This window comes from Luteolibacter sp. AS25, assembly GCF_046736275.1.
Taxonomy (GTDB): domain Bacteria; phylum Verrucomicrobiota; class Verrucomicrobiia; order Verrucomicrobiales; family Akkermansiaceae; genus Luteolibacter.
The window spans coordinates 1060715-1078021 of record NZ_CP151837.1 but is presented as its reverse complement, the minus strand read 5'-3'; the positions used below and the strand labels follow the sequence as shown (position 1 = coordinate 1078021).

Here is a 17307-nt window from a genome sequence, read left to right as displayed (position 1 = left end):
TTCACTCGCTCGCGCATTCTGCAAGTTCCTGAGCGCGAAAATTCAAAATAAACGCCGCACCCTCTTTTTTCCCCTCGAGACGGATCCCGCCCCCCATTCCTTCCATGAGGCTCTTGACGATGTATAAACCCAATCCCGTGCTTGGTTCACCGCCACTTGGTCTGGTGCTTAGCTTGGAATATTTACGGAACATTTTTTTCTGATCCTCTACCGTAAATCCAGGGCCGTTATCAGCGATCACCACCTCAATCCTGTTATTTGCTACCACACGCGATGAAACCTCCACCCGGGAACCGCGCGGACAAAACTTCACCGCATTCTCGATAAGGTTTTCAAAGACCTGCCGGCAAGCATTTCCGTCAGCAAGAATCCGCCGCCCCACTACCCCTTCACCACGTATAATCTCAGTCTGCTTCATCAGTGCACTCGACTCCACATTCTCGATTACCATCGAGAGAATCTCTTCCCCATCCACCGGCCTTACATCTATCGTCTGCTTGCTAGTCCCCTGGTTTGCCAGGAATGACTTCATGAAGCCCATCATTCTCTCACTGGATTCAGCAACATTTTTGATAAGTTTCAGCGACCGATCGGGAAGTGACTGGCATTCCTCGCGTTCCAAAAGAAGCTTCGAGCTCATCAATACTCCGCTGATCTGATTTTTGAAATCGTGCGCCATCACCCGCAGCAGCTGATCCTTGTCAGCAGCCAGCAGCTCCAGTTCGTCACGTGCTTGCTTCAAGGCGATGTGTGTCCTCACGCGTGTGAGAAGCTCCGCTTGGTTGAACGGCTTCGCGATGTAGTCCACTCCCCCACTTTCCAATGCCTCTACGACCAATTCTTTATCATCCGCCGCAGATAGGAAAACTACAGGGATATCCACATAATCGCTTACCTGCTTCAGTTTCCGACAGATTTCCACTCCGTTGATGTCCGGAAGAATCACATCCAGAAGTATCAGATCCGGCACACGGTTTTTCAGCCGCTCGAATACCTGTGCTCCGCAATTTGCCGGGATAAGATCGTAGCCATGCGGCATCAGAATCGAGGCTAATACGCGGAGATTTTCCTCATGGTCATCGACCATAAGGATTGAAGGCTTTTTATTTCTACGGTGAGGCATTGAAAATTATTGAAGGGATTCCTTGAGCTCCGAGACCAGATCCGGAAACCGGTTTAATACTCGCTCCATTTCGCCAAAAGAAAAACTCTCAACGGCGCCTTTTAGCTTACCCGAGTAAAGCGTAAGACGCCGGCACGCTTCATCACGGGAAAGCGCGTCAAGCTCCTCGTAGAATTCAGTTACCTCGGATACCGTCATCCCGGCCTTAACATCCGGCCACCGCTCAATCAGAAGGGTTTCCAAGGCATTCAGAAGTTCTTCACTTACCAACTGATCTTCTTCTTGGATCATAGAGTCTTCCGGAACCTCATCCACAGCTGATGCAGGCTTCAGGAAGAGAGCCAGAGCCTCATAGATTTCCTCCCTTGTAAATGGCTTGCGTAGTGCACCATCGAAGCACCCCCCGGTCAGTGGTGAATCGCCTGTTCCCGGCAAGCTGCCGGCAGTCACTGCAATAATCGGTATCAGGCTATATTCTTCGCTCGACTTGATTTCCTCGGCAGCAGTAGGCCCGTCTTTCACAGGCATCCGCAGATCCATCAGGACTAGATCCGGCTTCCACGATTTAACGAGCTCGACGGCCATTTCACCATCGTTCGCGGTCATCACCTCGTGGTGCGTTTCCTCGAAGGTCTCTGTGATCAGCAGGCGGTTCGTTTCATTGTCGTCCACCGCCAGAATTTTTGAGGCAGCCAGATTATTGAAGTCCGTCGGAGTTTCCGAAATCCCTTTTTCCGGGGTAATCCGAGCGCTCACTCCCAATCGATTCAGCTTAACGATAAACTTGGTCCCCTCACCCAGCCTGCTCTCTACATCGATCATCCCTCCCATCAGTTTCACAAATCGATAGACGATGCTCAAGCCAAGGCCCGTTCCGCCTCTGCCGGTCTCACTCTGATAGAAAGGCTCGAAAATATGGATCAAGTCTTCATCGCAGATTCCCGGCCCGGTATCGATTATTTCGATGTGTAGTTGCCACTGGCTGGAATTCTCCTGCTCCCGCTCGCCCACTACCTTCACGCGAACATCACCGGATTGGGTGAATTTCACCGCATTTCCGATAAGATTCATCAGAACCTGCCGCAGTCGTATCGAATCGAGAATCAGGGCCGGTGGTAGATCTTCAGAATATTCCAAGGTAAAGGAGACACCCTTGGCCCCGGCGCTTTCCATGAAAAGGCGCTCCATGAATTTTAGCATTTCGCGTAATTCCGTAGGCTCCTGTTTCAGTTCCATACGTCCGGCCTCTAGTTTTGACAGGTCTAGAATATCATTAATCAGAAGCAGCAGCGAATGGCCACCACTGAGGATGGAATCAACATAACGTTGCCCTTTGTCGCTCATTTCCTCCTTCTGCGCCAGCTGGCTGAAGCCAATGATCGCATTGAGAGGTGTGCGGATCTCGTGGCTCATCATCGCGAGGAAAACATCCTTCTGCCGCCTCTCCTCCTCGGAGCGCAACATACTCAGCGCATACCGCTCGGAGCGCTTCACCTCCTTGAACACTCTTCTTAGCAAGAATAGAGAAATCGCACCGATTCCCAGCGCCAGCATGCCCATGGCCATGGAAGTGGCCAGGCCAGCACCAAAATCTTTCTCGGAAGCCTCACTGTATTTTCTGATCTCCCGTTCCAGGGTTTTCTGCCGGTCCCTATAGAGATCTCTGACCGTGCGCATCAGCCACCTGGGACGCTTCTCGGTAAACTCGATAATCGCCTGCTCATGACCCTCCTTCTGTCTCAGGAAAACTATCTGGATAGAGGATTTCACTAACTCATCGGAAGCCTTGCGTAACTCAGCGAGGTCTTCCGGCTGCTGCCCATCTACTGTTTCCAGCAACACCAGCTGTGCCCACTCCTTGGCATACCGCTGACGTGAGTCCTCAAAAAGCTCGCGCTGGCTTTCTCTCCCACTGATCACAAATCCTCTCTGCCCCAGCTCGATATCCTGCAAAGTGGAGAGCACCGCCGAATATTGGGCCAATCTATCAAAAGCAAAAATTTGGCGGTCGGTGTTTCGCTTCAGGCGCGACCAGGTGAATCCGTTCAGCACCAGGCAGCCCAGAATAATAATGCCAGCACTCGCCAGCAGTATCGTAAGAACCCGCGTATCCGAATGTTGCCCGTTCTTTGATCGTTTATTCATAAAATCGTGCTGATCCATTGCAGATCACCTGAATTGGTATTTCTGCAACCTGCAAAGTGCAACAGAATTAGGAACATTGAATGTAACCGGAGGGACAGCTCAGCCATTCATCACCCGTAAACAAAGGGATCGAACACAGCCAAACTTCCACTGGCACATGCCACGCTATCATCAAAATGGTAGAACTTTATATTTGGACATGCCTGACAACTCAAAAAATTCATTCACTTTACTCGACCTACTGAAGGAGCAATCAAGGGACCTTTATGATGCTGAAACGGAGTTTTCAGCCTTCCTTGGAAAAATGGATCGCGCTGTCGACAACTCAGCGCTTCACGAACTCATGGAGAGCATCTCCGTCAAAGCGCGTGAGAATATCGCCGATCTCGAAGAGATATGCAGCCTCCTCGATATCAACCCAAATGGAATTAAATGCGAGGCTATGGCCGGCTTGCTCCGCGAGGCAAAGGATACCACGCAGGAATTCGAATCCGGAGCCGTTAAAGATGCTGCACTCATCGCCGCCGCGCAACGGATTGCCCACTATGAAATCGCAGGTTTCGGCACCGCCAAATCCATCGCAAGACAACTCAAGAAGAGCGATATTGCCGAGATGTTCGATGATATGCTGAGCCGATCCTCGTATCTGGACAAATGTCTCTCGAAAATTGCCACCGGCTCTTGGCTTAGCAAAGGAATCAATATGCAAGCCGCAGAAGGTATCTGATCCCCAAAAACTCAAATGTTACAATACACCATCATATTCCTCATCATCGCCGTAGTGGCCGCTATATTCGGCTTCACTGGCTTGGCGGGAACGTTATCCTGGATCGCTCAGATCCTCTTCGTCGTCTTCCTTGTTATTGCTCTAATGTCGTTTTTCAGCGGCAGAAGAACATGAGTTCAGGCTACTCAACCCAAACAGACTTCAGATAATCCTCTTCCGGGAAATCCATTGGCATGTCCCTGCCGCTGCATTCCATCCGCGGCTGGGAAACCATCCTCATAAAATCGGGCAGGCTGATTTTTCGGTAATTGGTGCAGCACAGCATCCACCCGTCACGATTGAGAACTTTGGCCGCGAGTGTGGCAAGTTCTCCAAAGTCTCTCTCCACCCGGAAAACCTTTCCTTTTTCGTCTCGGGAAAACGTTGGGGGATCAATTACGATGCCGTCGAAACGCCTTCCTTGGCGGGCGAACCTTTTGAGCCAATGAAATGCGTCCCCTTTGCAGAAATGATGTTCGGAGGGATCCAATCCATTCAGCTCGAAGTTCCTTTTGGCCCATTCCAAATAGACAGCAGACAGGTCCAGCGTAGTCGTCTCCGCACCTCCCAATGCGGCGGCCACGGAAAAGCCACCTGTATATGAGAAAAGGTTCAGAACCTTTTTCCCCTTCTCTGCCCTCTCGCCCACTTCTGCGCGGTTCAACCGCTGATCGAGAAATATCCCTTGGGAATACCCGCTTTCGAACGACACCTCGTAGCGGAGCCCGTTCTCAAGAACCGGGAACGCCCCATTCACCGCCGGTCCATACAGGTGCATCGGAGAATCCTTCTGGTGTTGGTCCAATCTTTTCCAATAAACGCTTCTACCGCTAGCTTTCAGCCAATCCTTGATTTCCGTTTGGATCTCTCCGCCGGGAGTCATTGCCAGCCACTTTCCGGCAAACTCCTCCAAAGCGAAACCCAATACCCCATCTCCGGCTCCATCCACCAATCGCAAGGCACTAGTCTCCTCCCGGAGAATTTCATCCCGCTTCCGCACAGCCTCATCCAGCAAATTTCCGATCACGGAAAAACAATCCACACTTCGCCTCCCGCAGTCCATCACTTCCTTGCGCTACGTCACCACCGACATATGGTAGCCCTTGAAATGCGCTGCCTGACTCTACTTCTGATACTTTTCACCTCAGGCTGCGAAACGCTGCACTTCTATTCCCAGGGAGCCTCCGGCCAGCTCGAAATCCTTACCAAGTCTAAGCCCAACAAGGAAATCATCGCTTCCGCAGATTCCGATGAATCACTCCGCAGGAAACTGATTCTCGCAGAGGAAATTTGCACTTTTGCCACCAGGGAATTGGCTCTCCCCGGGCACTCCGCCTACCACCGTTATGCCGATCTCAAGCGTGACCACGTCGTATTCGTCCTCCACGCCGCTCCCGAATTTTCCCTGGAGCCAAAAACTTGGAACTACCTCTTCGTAGGAGAGCTCGATTATCGAGGCTATTTTAGTGAAACTGACGCCGAAGCTTATGCGGACAAGCTCCGCAGCAAAGAAAATCTCGAAGTCCACCTCGGCGGCACGGATGCCTACTCCACGCTTGGCGTCTTCCATGATCCGCTGCTCAACACCTTTATCGACTATCCGGAAATCGACTTCGCGGAGACCATCTTCCACGAGCTCACCCATCGCCGTATCTTCGTCGATGACGATACCACCTTCAACGAATCCCTTGCCAATACCGTCGCAGAAGAAGGAATCCGCCGCTGGCTGAAATCCAGAAATCGCCACGATGCACTCGCCGATTACGAGCAACGTCTCATCCGCCGTCGCGAGTTCTACGATCAGATCGACATCACCCGCGCCCAACTAACAAAATTATACGCCTCTGATCTCCCACCGGTAGCGATGCGGAAGCAGAAACAGCACATTCTCGGAAAACTCAAAACCCGCGCCCGCGACCTTCAAAAACGCTGGGGCGGGAAACCCCTTGAAGACTGGCTGAAACAGGATCTTACCAACGCGCACCTACTCGCTCTAGTCACCTACAACCGAGATATATCGAAATTCAAGAAACTGCTCGAGGACTCCAACGGCGACTTCGAAACCTTCTTCAGGAAAGTTGAGAACCTCCCAGAAAACCGCTCCTAGCAGTTCTTTGTTCCATGCTGAAAAATTGCACGCAGAGCGCTTAGATTCCTTTCAAAATCAATTTTCACCAGTTAGGAACATCCATGCGCTTCCTGCCATTCCTTGCAATTCTCGCCATACTCCCGGCCTGTTCACCAGTCAGCGGACCCTCACCGTCCGGCTCATCTGCTAACCTGGGAGCGGATTACTGGGGAGACCGCCCCGGCCCGAAAGGCTTCAGCACTGTTATTATTGACGCCGGCCACGGAGGTAAGGATTCCGGTGCGGTAAGCCGCTACTCCGGCCAGACTGAAAAGGCAGCCAATCTGGATCTCGCGAAGCGCCTCCAGTCAGAGCTCAGCGGAACCTTCCGGACAGTCATGATGCGTTCCGACGATCGATTCATAGATCTCGATGACCGGGTCGTCTTCGCGAACAAGTATCCCGATGCCATCCTCGTGAGCCTCCACTTCAATGCCGGCTCCACTTCCCGCCGTGGCCCGGAAACCTATTGGTGGCGCGTCGATTCACACGGCCTCGCCACACGCTGCCAGCAGGCAATGAAATCTGTAGCGCCATATAGCTCAAACGCCGGCCAAGTCCGCCGCCGCCTGCGCCTCACCCGGAATCCATCCATTCCGTGCGTCCTCCTCGAAGGCGGATACATGAGCAATCCGGCCGAAGCCGCTCAAATCAATTCCGCTTCCCACCGTGCAAAACTTGCCAAAGCCATTGCTGGAGCCATCCGTGCCCAAGCCGCGAACGGAGATGCAGGAACCGGTCCACGCCCGGCATTCATCAAGGCTCCGCCAAGCCGTCCAACGGATCCGGCCGGTTCATGATCCAGCTTCGGGCCGTTGATCGACAGCGACCCCACATCATCACCCAAGCTCCAGAATGTCCCAGCGCATTGCCGCCAAGCATCTTGCCCGTCTCCTTGGAAATGCCGGGCACATCGCCTATTTCGCAGGCGGCTGCGTGCGCGACAAACTCCTAGGACTGGAGCCGAAAGACTATGATATAGCTACCTCCGCCACCCCGGCGGAAATTCTCAAACTGTTCCCACGTTCAAATGAAGTGGGCGCCCATTTCGGAGTCATCATCACAAAACACGAGGGATATTACATTGAGATCGCAACATTCCGGACAGATGGCTCCTACAAGGATGGCCGCCGACCGGATTCCGTCACATTTTCGACCCCGGAAAATGACGCGCAGCGTAGGGATTTCACTATAAATGGTCTTTTCGAGGACCCCGAATCCGGTGAAGTCATTGACTACGTGAACGGCCTTCCGGATCTTGAAACGAGAACTCTCCGTGCCATCGGCAACCCCGCTTCCCGCTTTCAGGAAGATGCCCTCCGCCTCCTCCGCGCGGTGCGTTTCTCCACCACCCTCGGCTTCCCGCTGGAATCGGAGACCCTTGCCGCCATCCGCGGAAACAGCCATCTCCTCGGCAAAATTTCCATGGAACGTATCCGTGACGAGTTTTCCAAAATCATTACCCATCCGAACCGCCGCTTCGGCATCGAACTACTGGTCGAAACGGGTCTTATCCAATATTTTCTCCCTGAAGCTATTCCCCTTATCGGTTGCGAGCAACCTCCCCAATGGCACCCCGAGGGCGATGTCTACACGCACACCTGCATCATGCTGGAAATGCTCGATCCGGATGCCTCGCTCACCCTTTGCCTTGCCACATTGCTCCACGATATCGCGAAACCACCCACCCAGACAGTGGATCCGGACGGACGCATACGATTCAACGGTCACGACTCGCTCGGAGCGGAAATGGCGGAAGAAATTCTCTCCCGTCTGAAATACCCCAATGTGGTCATCCGCGATGCCGCCCACATGGTTTCCCGCCACATGCAGTTCATGAACGTCCAGCAAATGCGGGAGGCAAAACTAAAACGCTTCATGTCTGTTCCCACATTTGATCAGGAAATGGAACTTCACCGAGTCGATTGCGCTTCATCGAACGGATTTACCGACAATTACACCTTCCTCAATGGAAAGGCGGAGGAATTCGCCCGTGAACCTCTCATCCCGCCTCCTCTCGTCAGCGGGCACGACCTCATAAAAAAAGGAGTTCCGCCAAGCCCTCGGTTTAAAGAGATTCTTGATGAAATCCAAACCGAGCAGCTCGAAAAACGCCTCAATACTCGGGAAGAGGCCTTGGCCTACCTCGAAAAAATCCTGGACTGACAAGAAAGCCGACCACCCCGCGACTTTGCACTTCTTCCGAAAATCTCCGCAAATACCAATCTAGCTTGGACCTTGGAAAATCCCCGCATATCATCACGACAATGACCTCAGAGATCCCCACATCCGTATCAGATCCTACCAACGCAAAAATCCTCGCCGTTTCCGAAGACCTCATCTCAGGCTTCCAACGCGAGCCGTTCCAACTCATCGCCGAGAAATCAGGAGTTCCGCTTGAGACGGTTATAGAGCGGATCCGCGCCATGCTGGAGTCCGGCATCATCCGCCGCGTCCGCCAGACCATGCTAGCCACCAAGCTTGCCCACGGAGCACTCGTTGCCTGGAAGGTCCCTGAGGAGAAACTCAACGCCACCTTCGATTTCATGGCGAAGGATGATCCATTTTCAGGCCACGTCGTCATCCGCTCCACCGACCGTGAAGTCTCCGGATCCGATTACCGTCTATGGACCACACTCAAGGTCCCGGTTGGCGAATCACTTGATTTCCACGCCACCAAGCTTCTCGAACTCACCGGCGCCACCGAATACCTTCTCATGCCGGCCAATGGCGTTTTCGCGCTCGGAGTAGGTCATGTCCGCCGCAAAACCATGCTTCCGGGCGAAAAATCCCCGGAACCGGCAGTGATGATGACCACAGTCCCGGCCGATCTTACTGACGAAGAATGGACAATCCTTCTGGAGTTAAAGGAAGAGCTCACGGTAGATGAAATCTGCGCGAATCCATGGGACAAACGTGCGGAAAACGCGGGAGTCTCCCTCGACCGCTTCTGCGAGGTTGCAGAATCGCTCAACGATAAGAAAGTTGTTGGCCGCTTCTCCACCTTCCTCGAGCACGTGAAACCTTCCAGCACCGGCGAACGCGTCACCCGCTTCAATGGTCTCTTCCATTGGGCGGTGCCGAAAGGCCGTGAAATGGAAGCCGGTGGTGAAGTCGGCCGCCATTACTGCATGACCCACGCCTACTGGCGCGAAGGTGGCCCGCAGTTCGGAGACGTCAACATCATGGGCGTGATGCACGGCACAGAGAAACCAAAGGTTCTCGAGCACAAGGCAGCCATCGACAAACATCTCAAGGAAGCCGGCATTCCGGTCTCCTACACGAACGTATTCTGGGGCGGTCGCTCGGAAATCAAGCCATCGGAAATTTCACCGAAGGTCTACAAAGAGTTCCACGAAAAATACGCCTGAACAGACCCAGTCAAACAGTGACCCGGCTCACCGGGTAGAGCTGTTCATTCCTTGAGAATCCTACCCGCCGCCCGGTTACTGGGTGGGCTGCCCTGCTCCATCCACCAGCGGCAGTCCTGCATTTCTCCAGGAATCAATTCCCATGGTCAGAACGTATACGTCATAGTCCCGACGTGCCAGCTTCCGCGCCACATTGCGCGCCTCAGCACAGCCGATGTTGAAGCAATACAGCACGATCTTCTTGTTATCGTTCATTGCCTTCTGAATCTCCAGGTCACGCTCCTGAACCTGTTCATCATAGCTCGTGTGTGGCCAGTTGATCGCCCCATCAATGTGGTCGATATTGTAGAAATACGGCGTCCTCACATCATAAATCAGCGCATCACCCGATTGCTGGAGCAGAAAAAACTCATCCACGCCGATCCCGGTAGAGCTACCTTTCTTCTTCAATGAGGGTGCGATCTCAACCGGCTTACTTTCCGGCACAATCTTCTCAGCCGGCTTATCCACCACCTCTTCCACTGGCTGGGTAGCACAAGAGCTGAGGAATACAAAACCGAGCAAACCAGCACCAAAAGTCCTAAGTGGGAAAAGCATGACGGAGCATTGCGCTATTGCAGATGCTCCGTCAAAAAGGAAACGCTTCCGGACAATTATTTCCCGGAAATCACGGGGTAGGATTATTCTTTCGAGCCGAACTCACCTTGGAAAGTATGCAAGAGATCGTGGAGTTTATCCACATTTGCCGCATCCGTTGATTGCTTGCACTTCATCGTCGTCACGATGATTTCGTGGCAGAGAGTCAATTTCTTCGTGTAAGCCTCTTTCGCCGCATCGTCTTCGGGAAGTGCCAGACGCTGTGCCAGGAAGTAGTTAAGAATTTTCTCTTGTAGATCCTGGCAGTGGCTCTCCTTGTTCATAATCCAGCGTGTCAGCTGATGAGCATTGGCGGCAGGATCCTTGGAAAGTTCGATGATCTGCTTGCTGGCCTTCTCGATGGTCACCCAATCCGTGTGCATCGATTGGATCACGTTATCATCGTCGTAGATTCCGCATGGAACCTGGCAATGGGCGGAAACCGTAGCAGGAACTGCAAAAACCAGGGCTGCCGCTAAAAGGAATGAATTTTTCATAGGTAGCAGATGCTAGAACTCTTCTTCCTCACCGCAAGAGCGTAAAACACCATATTCCCATCCACCATCCTCTATCCTCTATCCTGCGATAACACAATTCATCCGTATATCGTGGGGCTCGGTAGCCACATCCTCCACCAGCTGGAATCCAAAGCAAACCCCCACCTTCAAAGCTCCCGCACGAGCCTTGCTGAGCACTCGATCGTAAAATCCACGCCCACGGCCTATTCTGCCACCACGCACATCGAAGCCGAGTCCGGGACATAAAAACAGATCGATCTGGGACGCATCATATTCCCTCAAACCCTCCTTCGGCTCAAGAATCCCGAATGCCCCGAATTCCAAATCTTCTTTTAAATTCAGCACCTGGAAAAAATATAGATCTTCACCCACCACCTTGGGAAAAACCCAAATTTTCCCTCCCCGTGACACAAGGGTGCTCAAGTCCGCCTCGCCCGGCAGAGCAGAGTATACGGCAACCACACGCACCATCGGTTTATCTTCCAGATAGGCGCTTACCTCTTTAACCACATTTCCGGAGTCCCCCTTATTTATATCAATCCGCCTGCGCAAATCCTCACGCATAGCCCTCTTGCGATGCCGTTTGGTCACATGCTCGGCTAAATATTCTGCCAGTAATTCGTCAGGATTCGTCAAGGGTCGCTCCGCGCTATTTTCCCCAGTTTCTATTGTCTTCCTGCCGGATTTGCAATTCCAGATAATTGGCATCATAAAATTTAAGCCTTAAGCCTTCTTCGAATTAGCCGTTCCTTGACACCTTGGCACTCCTAGTGCATCACGCCGTTCATGGCTAAGCTAACTATCCGTGATCTCGACGTCTCTTCAAAAGAGGTCCTTATGCGTGTCGATTTTAATGTCCCTCTTTCGGAAGGCGAAATCACCGATGATACCCGCATCACCGCGGCCATCCCTTCCATCAAATACCTCCTTGAAAAAGGTGCGAAGCTCGTTCTCTGCTCACACATGGGCCGCCCGAATGGTGAAGCGAATCCTAAATACACCTTGGCTCCTGTTGCTAAGCGCCTTGGAGAAATCCTCGGAAGTGAAGTGGCGCTCGCTCCGGACTGCATCGGCGCTGAAGCAGCGGAAATGAGAGCAGCTCTCCAGCCCGGCCAGGTCCTCGTTCTGGAAAACACCCGCTATCACTCCGAAGAGGAAGCAAATGACCCTGAATTCGCTAAAAGCCTCGCAGGAAACGCACAAATCTTCGTCAACGACGCATTCGGCACAGCCCACCGCGCCCACGCCTCCACAGAAGGCGTCACAAAATTTATTCCGCTCGCAGCCATGGGCTTCCTCATCGAGAGCGAGCTCGAATACCTTGAGGTGAAACTTGAGAACCCGGAACGTCCTTTCCTTGTAATCATGGGCGGCTCCAAGGTTTCCGATAAAATTCAGGTTATCTCCGCACTCATGGAAAAGGCCGATGCATTTCTCATCGGCGGTGCGATGGCCAATACCTTCCGCAAAGCACAGGGCTTCGAGGTCGGCGACTCCAGAGTGGAAGCGGACAAGCTCGATCTAGCCCTCGAAATTCTGGCAATGGCCAAGGAGAAGGGAATCGATTTCCTGCTTCCTGCCGATACCCGAATCACCCAGGAATTCAAGGAAGGCGCAGCCACCAAACTTTCCGGCACCTTCGGTGAAGGCGGCAAAGTAGAAGCAGGTTGGGAAGGAATCGATATCGGTGACACCGCGGTGAAGGAATTCGTCGCTGAAATCGCCAAGGCAAAGACAATCATCTGGAACGGCCCTGTCGGCGTCTTTGAAATCGAAAACTTTGCCATCGGCACTAAAGCAGTCGCCCAAGCCATGGCTGACTCAGACGCAACCACCATCGTCGGCGGAGGAGACTCCGTCACCGCCGTCAATAAATTCGGCCTCGACGATAAAATGACCTTCATCTCCACAGGAGGTGGTGCATCCCTCGAGCTTCTCGAAGGTAAAACTCTTCCCGGTGTCGCAGCTCTCAGCGAAGCGTAAACACTGCCGAATAAACTCTCCAAACACCCGTCATACGAAATCATGTCACGTAAACCAATATTCGCCGCCAACTGGAAGATGAACAAAGGGGCCTCCGAAACAGAGGACTTCATCAAATCATTCCTTTCCAAAACACAGGGCCTGAACCTCCCGGCTGATATCGTTATCGCCCCGCCATTCATCTCTCTGCCGAAACTTGCGACACTTCTTCACGAGTCAAATCCTGTTGATAACGCACACGCCATCCAGATCGCCGCACAGAACTGCTCACAGTTCGATTCCGGCGCCTACACCGGCGAAGTCAGTGTCATGATGCTCCGTGAATTCTACGTTCACTACGTCATCCTCGGCCACAGCGAGCGTCGCGCCATTTTCGGTGAAACCGATGCCATCATCAACGCCAAGATCAAGAAGGCACGTGAGACAAACCTCAAACCGATCTTCTGCATCGGGGAGACATTGGAAGAACGCGAAGCAGGGAAACTCGAAGAAGTTCTCCGCACCCAGATCACAGAAGGCCTCAAGGACATCTCCGAGAAGGACCTCTCCGACATCGTTATCGCTTATGAGCCTGTATGGGCAATCGGCACGGGCGTTACAGCATCTTCCGAGCAAGCACAGGACGCACACGCATTCGTCCGCTCCGTAATTGCCGATCTCTACGGCACCGACCCTGCTGCCAAGATCCGTATCCAATACGGCGGCTCCGTGAAACCTGCCAACGCAGCAGAACTCATGGCTTGCCCCGACATTGATGGCGCACTCATCGGCGGCGCGGCTCTTGAGCCTCAGTCGTTCATCGAAATCATCAAGAACGGCACACCTGTCTAAAATTAGACCACTGCTACTTCACTAGAGCCATCGCCATCACGGCGGTGGCTCTTTTTTTTGTTATATTTTCCAAGTCGAATAATTCGTATCACTGCATTTTCTCCCCATGAGAAAACTCCGGATTTTCACATCGACCCAAGAATAACATCATCATTTGCGAAATTCCCCGAACCGTTCATATTTACCATTATGAGCAACACACTGAACAACAGCTTTAATGATATCGACGAGGATCTCGCCACTTCTTGGGTGGAACTCAGCAAAAACGTGCGCGATCTCTCACTGAAAGTAGCCGAGCGATCAACTGCTACCGACCTAGCATCAGACGCGAAAACCCTCGCCGTGCAGACAATGAAACTCTGCGACCATGTCGAAAAAATCCATAAGGATGTAGGCAATTTCCTCCACAACATCGAATCCCGGATGGCTCCCGAAAACCCGTATGCGGTAGACTACAGCAATCCGGAACCGGAAAAGGATCCAGCCCAGGACGAAGTCCGCAACCCCGATAACCAGACCGATGCGGTAAACCGTGAAAACATCCAGATCCAACGTGAACACCACTCCAAAAGTGAATTCAAGGATGTCGTGAAAGCCCTTTTCATGTGGAAGGACGATCCGACCACCCGCTTGAAGAAAGGAAAGGACGACGGAGACTCTCTCTAGGGCCCACTTCGGAAACTTCTGATTGGAAGGAGATTATTTCCTCCTCTGCAGAAACAAATCGATACCATCCACAAGGGCGATCCAACTCGCTTCGATGATATTCTCGGAGACACCCACCGTGCTCCATGTATCACCCGCGTGACCTGAGGAAATCAGCACGCGGGTTTTTGCCGCTGTAGCATCATGACCATCCAGTATCCGCACCTTGTAATCCACCAGCGAGACTTCTGCGATCTCCGGATAAAATGGTAACACTGCCTTGCGCAAAGCGATATCCAGAGCGTTCACGACTCCATTACCTTCAGCAACAGTCAGCTCCTTCTCATCGTTTACGGTGACCTTTACCGTCGCTTCACAAACCGGCGGATGTCCGTCGCGATACTGCCGGAAACTGGTATGATACTCATTCGCCTCGAACGGCCTCTTGTAATTCCCAAGCTCTCGAAGCATCAGAAGCTCCAGGGAGCCACCTGCTGCCTCGAAGGAATAGCCTTCGTTCTCCAGACTTTTGATTTTCCCGAGAATTGCAGCCACCTCCGGGGATCCTTTTTCGAGAGGAATTCCCATCTGCTCGGCCTTCAGCAGAATATTTGATTGCCCGCTGAGTTCGGAGACAAGGATCGCCTGCTCGTTGCCCACACTGGCCGGCGGGATGTGCTCATAACTCCGTGCAAGCTTCTGAACCGCGTTCACATGCATTCCACCTTTGTGTGCAAAAGCCGTGCGACCGATAAACGGTGCCCTTGCGAAGTTTGGATTATTGGAAACATCGTCCACGAAGTAGGAAAGACTTCTCAGCTCCGCCATATTTGGCACCACTTCGATCCCCATCTTCAGTTGAAGAATCGGCATCACAGAGGTCAGATTACAATTTCCAGTGCGCTCACCGTAGCCATTGATTGTGCCCTGGATCTGGCTCGCACCACCGCGCACGGCCGCTACTGCATTCGCTACTCCCAGTTCACAATCATTGTGGGTGTGGATGCCAATTGCAGTGCCGGGGATATGCTCGCGAACCGCTTTACAGATCTCCTCGATCTCGTGCGGCAGAGTTCCGCCATTGGTATCGCATAGAACGAGACAAGCGGCGCCACCATCGGCAGCTGCCTTCAAGGTAGCCAGCGCATGCTCCGCGCCGTCCTTGTAGCCATCGAAAAAATGCTCCGCATCATAGATCACCTCACGCCCGTGCTTCGCCAGGAAAGCCACGGTATCACGGATCATCGCCTGATTCTCCTCCACTGTCGTCCGCAGGATCTGGGTAACCTGCAACTCCCAGCTCTTCCCGAAAATTGTCACCACCGGTGTTTCCGCCTCCAGCAAAAGCTTCACCTGTGGATCATCTTCCACCGCCGTGTTCGCACGACGTGTGGACCCGAACGCCGCAAGCTTCGCATGCTTCAGTCCCAATGACTTCGCTTCACGGAAAAACTCCACGTCCTTTGGGTTGGATCCGGGCCAGCCGCCCTCGATGTAATCCACACCAAAGGCATCAAGCCGCTTGGCAATCCGCAACTTGTCCAAACCAGAAAGTTGAAAGCCCTCGCCCTGCGTTCCATCACGCAAAGTCGTATCATAAATAGTCACAGATTTCATAAAGCCGCTGCGGGGCGCGCAGGCTAGGCGGCACATCCATTCCACGCAAGGCGGAAGAATCCACTAAAATCAGGCTTATTCCATCTCCTCTGCAGGAGGGCCGGTCTCGAAACGCATCAAATCTTCGACGAAGGTTAGCGGAATGCCGCCGGTTTCGCCGTTCCGGTTCTTCGCGAGAACCAGTTCCGCCTTACCTTCGAGCGCAGCCCGCTCCTCCTCGTTTTCCGCATAGTATTTATTACGATACAGGAGGCCGACAAGGTCGGCGTCCTGCTCGATCGATCCGGATTCACGAAGGTCGGACATCCGGGGCACACCCAGCGATTTACCGGTCCTGCCCTCAGGTCCCCTGTTCAGCTGTGCCAGAATCAGGATCGGGATACTCAACTCCTTCGCCAGTGCCTTGATACCTCCGGAAATTTCCGCAATCTCGCGTTCACGGGAGTTCTCCGCCTGCTTTGTCCGGGATTTCATCAGCTGGAGGTAATCGATTGCGATGAATTGGATATCTTCATCCTTCTTCTTCCGCCTGGCCTTCGCCCGTAGCTCATTGATGGAAATACCCGCGGTATCATCGATAAACAGCTTGGACTCAACAATCTGCACCGAAGCATTTCTCACCCTTTCCAGCTCTTTTTTCACCGGAGTATATCCACGGGAAAGCCTCGATACCGCAAACTTCGCGCGGGCGAAAAGCAAACGCTGAACCAGCTGCGCCGAGCTCATCTCGCACGAGAACACCATCGTCGGCTTGCCTTGGTCCAGGCAGATATTTTCCACGATATTCATCATGAAAGAGGTTTTTCCCATCGATGGACGCGCAGCGATGACGAACATCTCTCCGGGCTTCAAGCCACCTGATTTTTTATCCAGCTCCTCGAATCCCGTCGAGATCCCCAGAGATTGCCGCTCTTTGGAAAGCAACATCTGGAAGTTTCTCATCACCTCCTCGACAGTCTGCTTCATCGTCTGCGCTTCGGTCGTCTCAGCACTTTCACGGATCGCGAGAATCGACTGCTCCACTGAGTCCAGAAGCTCGGGGACCTCGTCCGGAGTCTCATATGCCTGCGCCACCGCCTCGTTCGCCGTGCGGATGATCGAACGAAGAACAAACTTGTCCTTCACATGAGAAAGGTGATGCCTGAAATGCCCCGGGCTTGGAGCGTAGGTGTAAAGCTCTGTAAGGTATCCGGGGCCGCCTACCCGCTCCAGAAGTCCCCTGTCGAGCAATCGCTGAACAAGGGAAACCAACTCCACCTCGCTACCGTTTTCGAACATCTCCAGGAGAAACCCGAACAAGGTAGAGTGGTTCGGCAGATAGAAATGGGAGGCCGTCAGCTTCTCCTCGATCGCATGCGCCATATACTCCTGCGGATCCTGAAGCATCGTCGAAAGCAACGATTTCTCCGGCCCCACCGCATGCGGAAGCGCTCGTGTTACGTCGCTGGAATCGCCCTGTTCTTCGTTCCCTTTCTTTGAAAACAGGTTCTGCGGAGCATTTTTGAGTGATTCGGCCATGAGTGGCTCACGTTCTCTAAAATCAC

The 17307-nt window shown here is 52.9% G+C and carries 17 protein-coding genes; 9 read left to right on the top strand and 8 right to left on the bottom strand.

The window, feature by feature from the left end:
* Position 1 precedes the first annotated feature (1 nt).
* On the bottom strand, positions 2 to 1123 hold the full coding sequence (locus tag AAGA79_RS04970; RefSeq protein ID WP_411827672.1) for a response regulator: 1122 nt from the start codon (positions 1121 to 1123) through the stop codon (positions 2 to 4).
* A gap of 6 nt (positions 1124 to 1129) precedes the next feature.
* The gene (locus tag AAGA79_RS04965; RefSeq protein WP_411827671.1) at positions 1130 to 3268 is read right to left on the bottom strand and encodes an ATP-binding protein; all 2139 of its coding nucleotides are present in this window, start codon (positions 3266 to 3268) and stop codon (positions 1130 to 1132) included.
* Positions 3269 to 3467: 199 nt separating this feature from the next.
* Between AAGA79_RS04965 and AAGA79_RS04960 the strand changes: the two genes are divergently transcribed.
* Complete coding sequence (locus tag AAGA79_RS04960; protein WP_411827670.1) at positions 3468 to 3995, top strand: DUF892 family protein; 528 nt, start codon at positions 3468 to 3470, stop codon at positions 3993 to 3995.
* Between the two features lie 15 nt (positions 3996 to 4010).
* Entirely contained in the window at positions 4011 to 4169 is a 159-nt protein-coding gene (locus tag AAGA79_RS04955) for a DUF1328 domain-containing protein (RefSeq protein ID WP_411827669.1), read from the top strand.
* A 7-nt stretch (positions 4170 to 4176) separates the two neighbouring features.
* Here the strand turns inward: AAGA79_RS04955 and AAGA79_RS04950 are convergent, their stop codons facing one another.
* A complete protein-coding gene (locus AAGA79_RS04950) occupies positions 4177 to 5076 on the bottom strand; it encodes a class I SAM-dependent rRNA methyltransferase (protein WP_411827668.1) in 900 nt (299 codons plus the stop codon).
* Positions 5077 to 5127: 51 nt separating this feature from the next.
* Here AAGA79_RS04950 and AAGA79_RS04945 point away from each other — a divergent pair, with 51 nt between their 5' ends.
* The 4 genes from AAGA79_RS04945 to AAGA79_RS04930 all read left to right on the top strand — a co-directional run bounded on the left by AAGA79_RS04945 (position 5128) and on the right by AAGA79_RS04930 (position 9533).
* Positions 5128 to 6141 (top strand): aminopeptidase, encoded by a 1014-nt coding sequence (locus tag AAGA79_RS04945; protein ID WP_411827667.1) that lies wholly within the window; start codon positions 5128 to 5130, stop codon positions 6139 to 6141.
* 83 nt (positions 6142 to 6224) lie between these two features.
* Positions 6225 to 6962, top strand: a complete 738-nt coding sequence (locus AAGA79_RS04940) for an N-acetylmuramoyl-L-alanine amidase (RefSeq protein ID WP_411827666.1) — start codon at positions 6225 to 6227, stop codon at positions 6960 to 6962.
* Positions 6963 to 7017: 55 nt separating this feature from the next.
* The gene (locus AAGA79_RS04935) at positions 7018 to 8328 is read left to right on the top strand and encodes a CCA tRNA nucleotidyltransferase (protein ID WP_411827665.1); all 1311 of its coding nucleotides are present in this window, start codon (positions 7018 to 7020) and stop codon (positions 8326 to 8328) included.
* A 101-nt stretch (positions 8329 to 8429) separates the two neighbouring features.
* A complete protein-coding gene (locus AAGA79_RS04930) occupies positions 8430 to 9533 on the top strand; it encodes an Lrp/AsnC family transcriptional regulator (RefSeq protein WP_411827664.1) in 1104 nt (367 codons plus the stop codon).
* 75 nt (positions 9534 to 9608) lie between these two features.
* Here AAGA79_RS04930 and AAGA79_RS04925 read toward each other — a convergent pair whose 3' ends face one another.
* The 3 genes from AAGA79_RS04925 to AAGA79_RS04915 all read right to left on the bottom strand — a co-directional run bounded on the left by AAGA79_RS04925 (position 9609) and on the right by AAGA79_RS04915 (position 11323).
* On the bottom strand, positions 9609 to 10130 hold the full coding sequence (locus tag AAGA79_RS04925) for a rhodanese-like domain-containing protein (protein WP_411827663.1): 522 nt from the start codon (positions 10128 to 10130) through the stop codon (positions 9609 to 9611).
* Between the two features lie 83 nt (positions 10131 to 10213).
* A complete protein-coding gene (locus AAGA79_RS04920) occupies positions 10214 to 10666 on the bottom strand; it encodes a superoxide dismutase [Ni] (protein ID WP_411827662.1) in 453 nt (150 codons plus the stop codon).
* Positions 10667 to 10744: 78 nt separating this feature from the next.
* A complete protein-coding gene (locus AAGA79_RS04915) occupies positions 10745 to 11323 on the bottom strand; it encodes a 5-formyltetrahydrofolate cyclo-ligase (protein ID WP_411827661.1) in 579 nt (192 codons plus the stop codon).
* 150 nt (positions 11324 to 11473) lie between these two features.
* Between AAGA79_RS04915 and AAGA79_RS04910 the strand changes: the two genes are divergently transcribed.
* The 3 genes from AAGA79_RS04910 (at position 11474) to AAGA79_RS04900 (ending at position 14167) form a co-directional block, all read left to right on the top strand.
* The gene (locus tag AAGA79_RS04910) at positions 11474 to 12670 is read left to right on the top strand and encodes a phosphoglycerate kinase (RefSeq protein WP_411827660.1); all 1197 of its coding nucleotides are present in this window, start codon (positions 11474 to 11476) and stop codon (positions 12668 to 12670) included.
* 42 nt (positions 12671 to 12712) lie between these two features.
* Complete coding sequence (gene tpiA / locus AAGA79_RS04905; RefSeq protein WP_411827659.1) at positions 12713 to 13501, top strand: triose-phosphate isomerase; 789 nt, start codon at positions 12713 to 12715, stop codon at positions 13499 to 13501.
* A gap of 189 nt (positions 13502 to 13690) precedes the next feature.
* Positions 13691 to 14167 (top strand): hypothetical protein, encoded by a 477-nt coding sequence (locus AAGA79_RS04900; protein ID WP_411827658.1) that lies wholly within the window; start codon positions 13691 to 13693, stop codon positions 14165 to 14167.
* A 33-nt stretch (positions 14168 to 14200) separates the two neighbouring features.
* Here the strand turns inward: AAGA79_RS04900 and cimA are convergent, their stop codons facing one another.
* Positions 14201 to 15763: a citramalate synthase gene (gene cimA / locus AAGA79_RS04895; protein WP_411827657.1), complete on the bottom strand. Its 1563-nt coding sequence runs from the start codon at positions 15761 to 15763 to the stop codon at positions 14201 to 14203.
* 75 nt (positions 15764 to 15838) lie between these two features.
* On the bottom strand, positions 15839 to 17281 hold the full coding sequence (dnaB, locus tag AAGA79_RS04890; protein ID WP_411827656.1) for a replicative DNA helicase: 1443 nt from the start codon (positions 17279 to 17281) through the stop codon (positions 15839 to 15841).
* Positions 17282 to 17307 lie beyond the last annotated feature (26 nt).

Excerpts from the sequence above, each read along its gene's own strand:
- AAGA79_RS04940 (WP_411827666.1), top strand. The coding sequence starts at position 6,225 with ATGCGCTTCCTGCCATTCCTTGCAATTCTCGCCATACTCCCGGCCTGT.
- AAGA79_RS04900 (WP_411827658.1), top strand. The coding sequence starts at position 13,691 with ATGAGCAACACACTGAACAACAGCTTTAATGATATCGACGAGGATCTC.
- tpiA (WP_411827659.1), top strand. The coding sequence starts at position 12,713 with ATGTCACGTAAACCAATATTCGCCGCCAACTGGAAGATGAACAAAGGG.
- dnaB (WP_411827656.1), bottom strand. The coding sequence starts at position 17,281 with ATGGCCGAATCACTCAAAAATGCTCCGCAGAACCTGTTTTCAAAGAAA.
- AAGA79_RS04920 (WP_411827662.1), bottom strand. The coding sequence starts at position 10,666 with ATGAAAAATTCATTCCTTTTAGCGGCAGCCCTGGTTTTTGCAGTTCCT.
- AAGA79_RS04925 (WP_411827663.1), bottom strand. The coding sequence starts at position 10,130 with ATGCTTTTCCCACTTAGGACTTTTGGTGCTGGTTTGCTCGGTTTTGTA.
- AAGA79_RS04960 (WP_411827670.1), top strand. The coding sequence starts at position 3,468 with ATGCCTGACAACTCAAAAAATTCATTCACTTTACTCGACCTACTGAAG.
- AAGA79_RS04935 (WP_411827665.1), top strand. The coding sequence starts at position 7,018 with ATGTCCCAGCGCATTGCCGCCAAGCATCTTGCCCGTCTCCTTGGAAAT.
- AAGA79_RS04965 (WP_411827671.1), bottom strand. The coding sequence starts at position 3,268 with ATGAATAAACGATCAAAGAACGGGCAACATTCGGATACGCGGGTTCTT.
- AAGA79_RS04930 (WP_411827664.1), top strand. The coding sequence starts at position 8,430 with ATGACCTCAGAGATCCCCACATCCGTATCAGATCCTACCAACGCAAAA.
- AAGA79_RS04945 (WP_411827667.1), top strand. The coding sequence starts at position 5,128 with ATGGTAGCCCTTGAAATGCGCTGCCTGACTCTACTTCTGATACTTTTC.
- AAGA79_RS04970 (WP_411827672.1), bottom strand. The coding sequence starts at position 1,123 with ATGCCTCACCGTAGAAATAAAAAGCCTTCAATCCTTATGGTCGATGAC.
- AAGA79_RS04955 (WP_411827669.1), top strand. The coding sequence starts at position 4,011 with ATGTTACAATACACCATCATATTCCTCATCATCGCCGTAGTGGCCGCT.
- AAGA79_RS04910 (WP_411827660.1), top strand. The coding sequence starts at position 11,474 with ATGGCTAAGCTAACTATCCGTGATCTCGACGTCTCTTCAAAAGAGGTC.
- cimA (WP_411827657.1), bottom strand. The coding sequence starts at position 15,763 with ATGAAATCTGTGACTATTTATGATACGACTTTGCGTGATGGAACGCAG.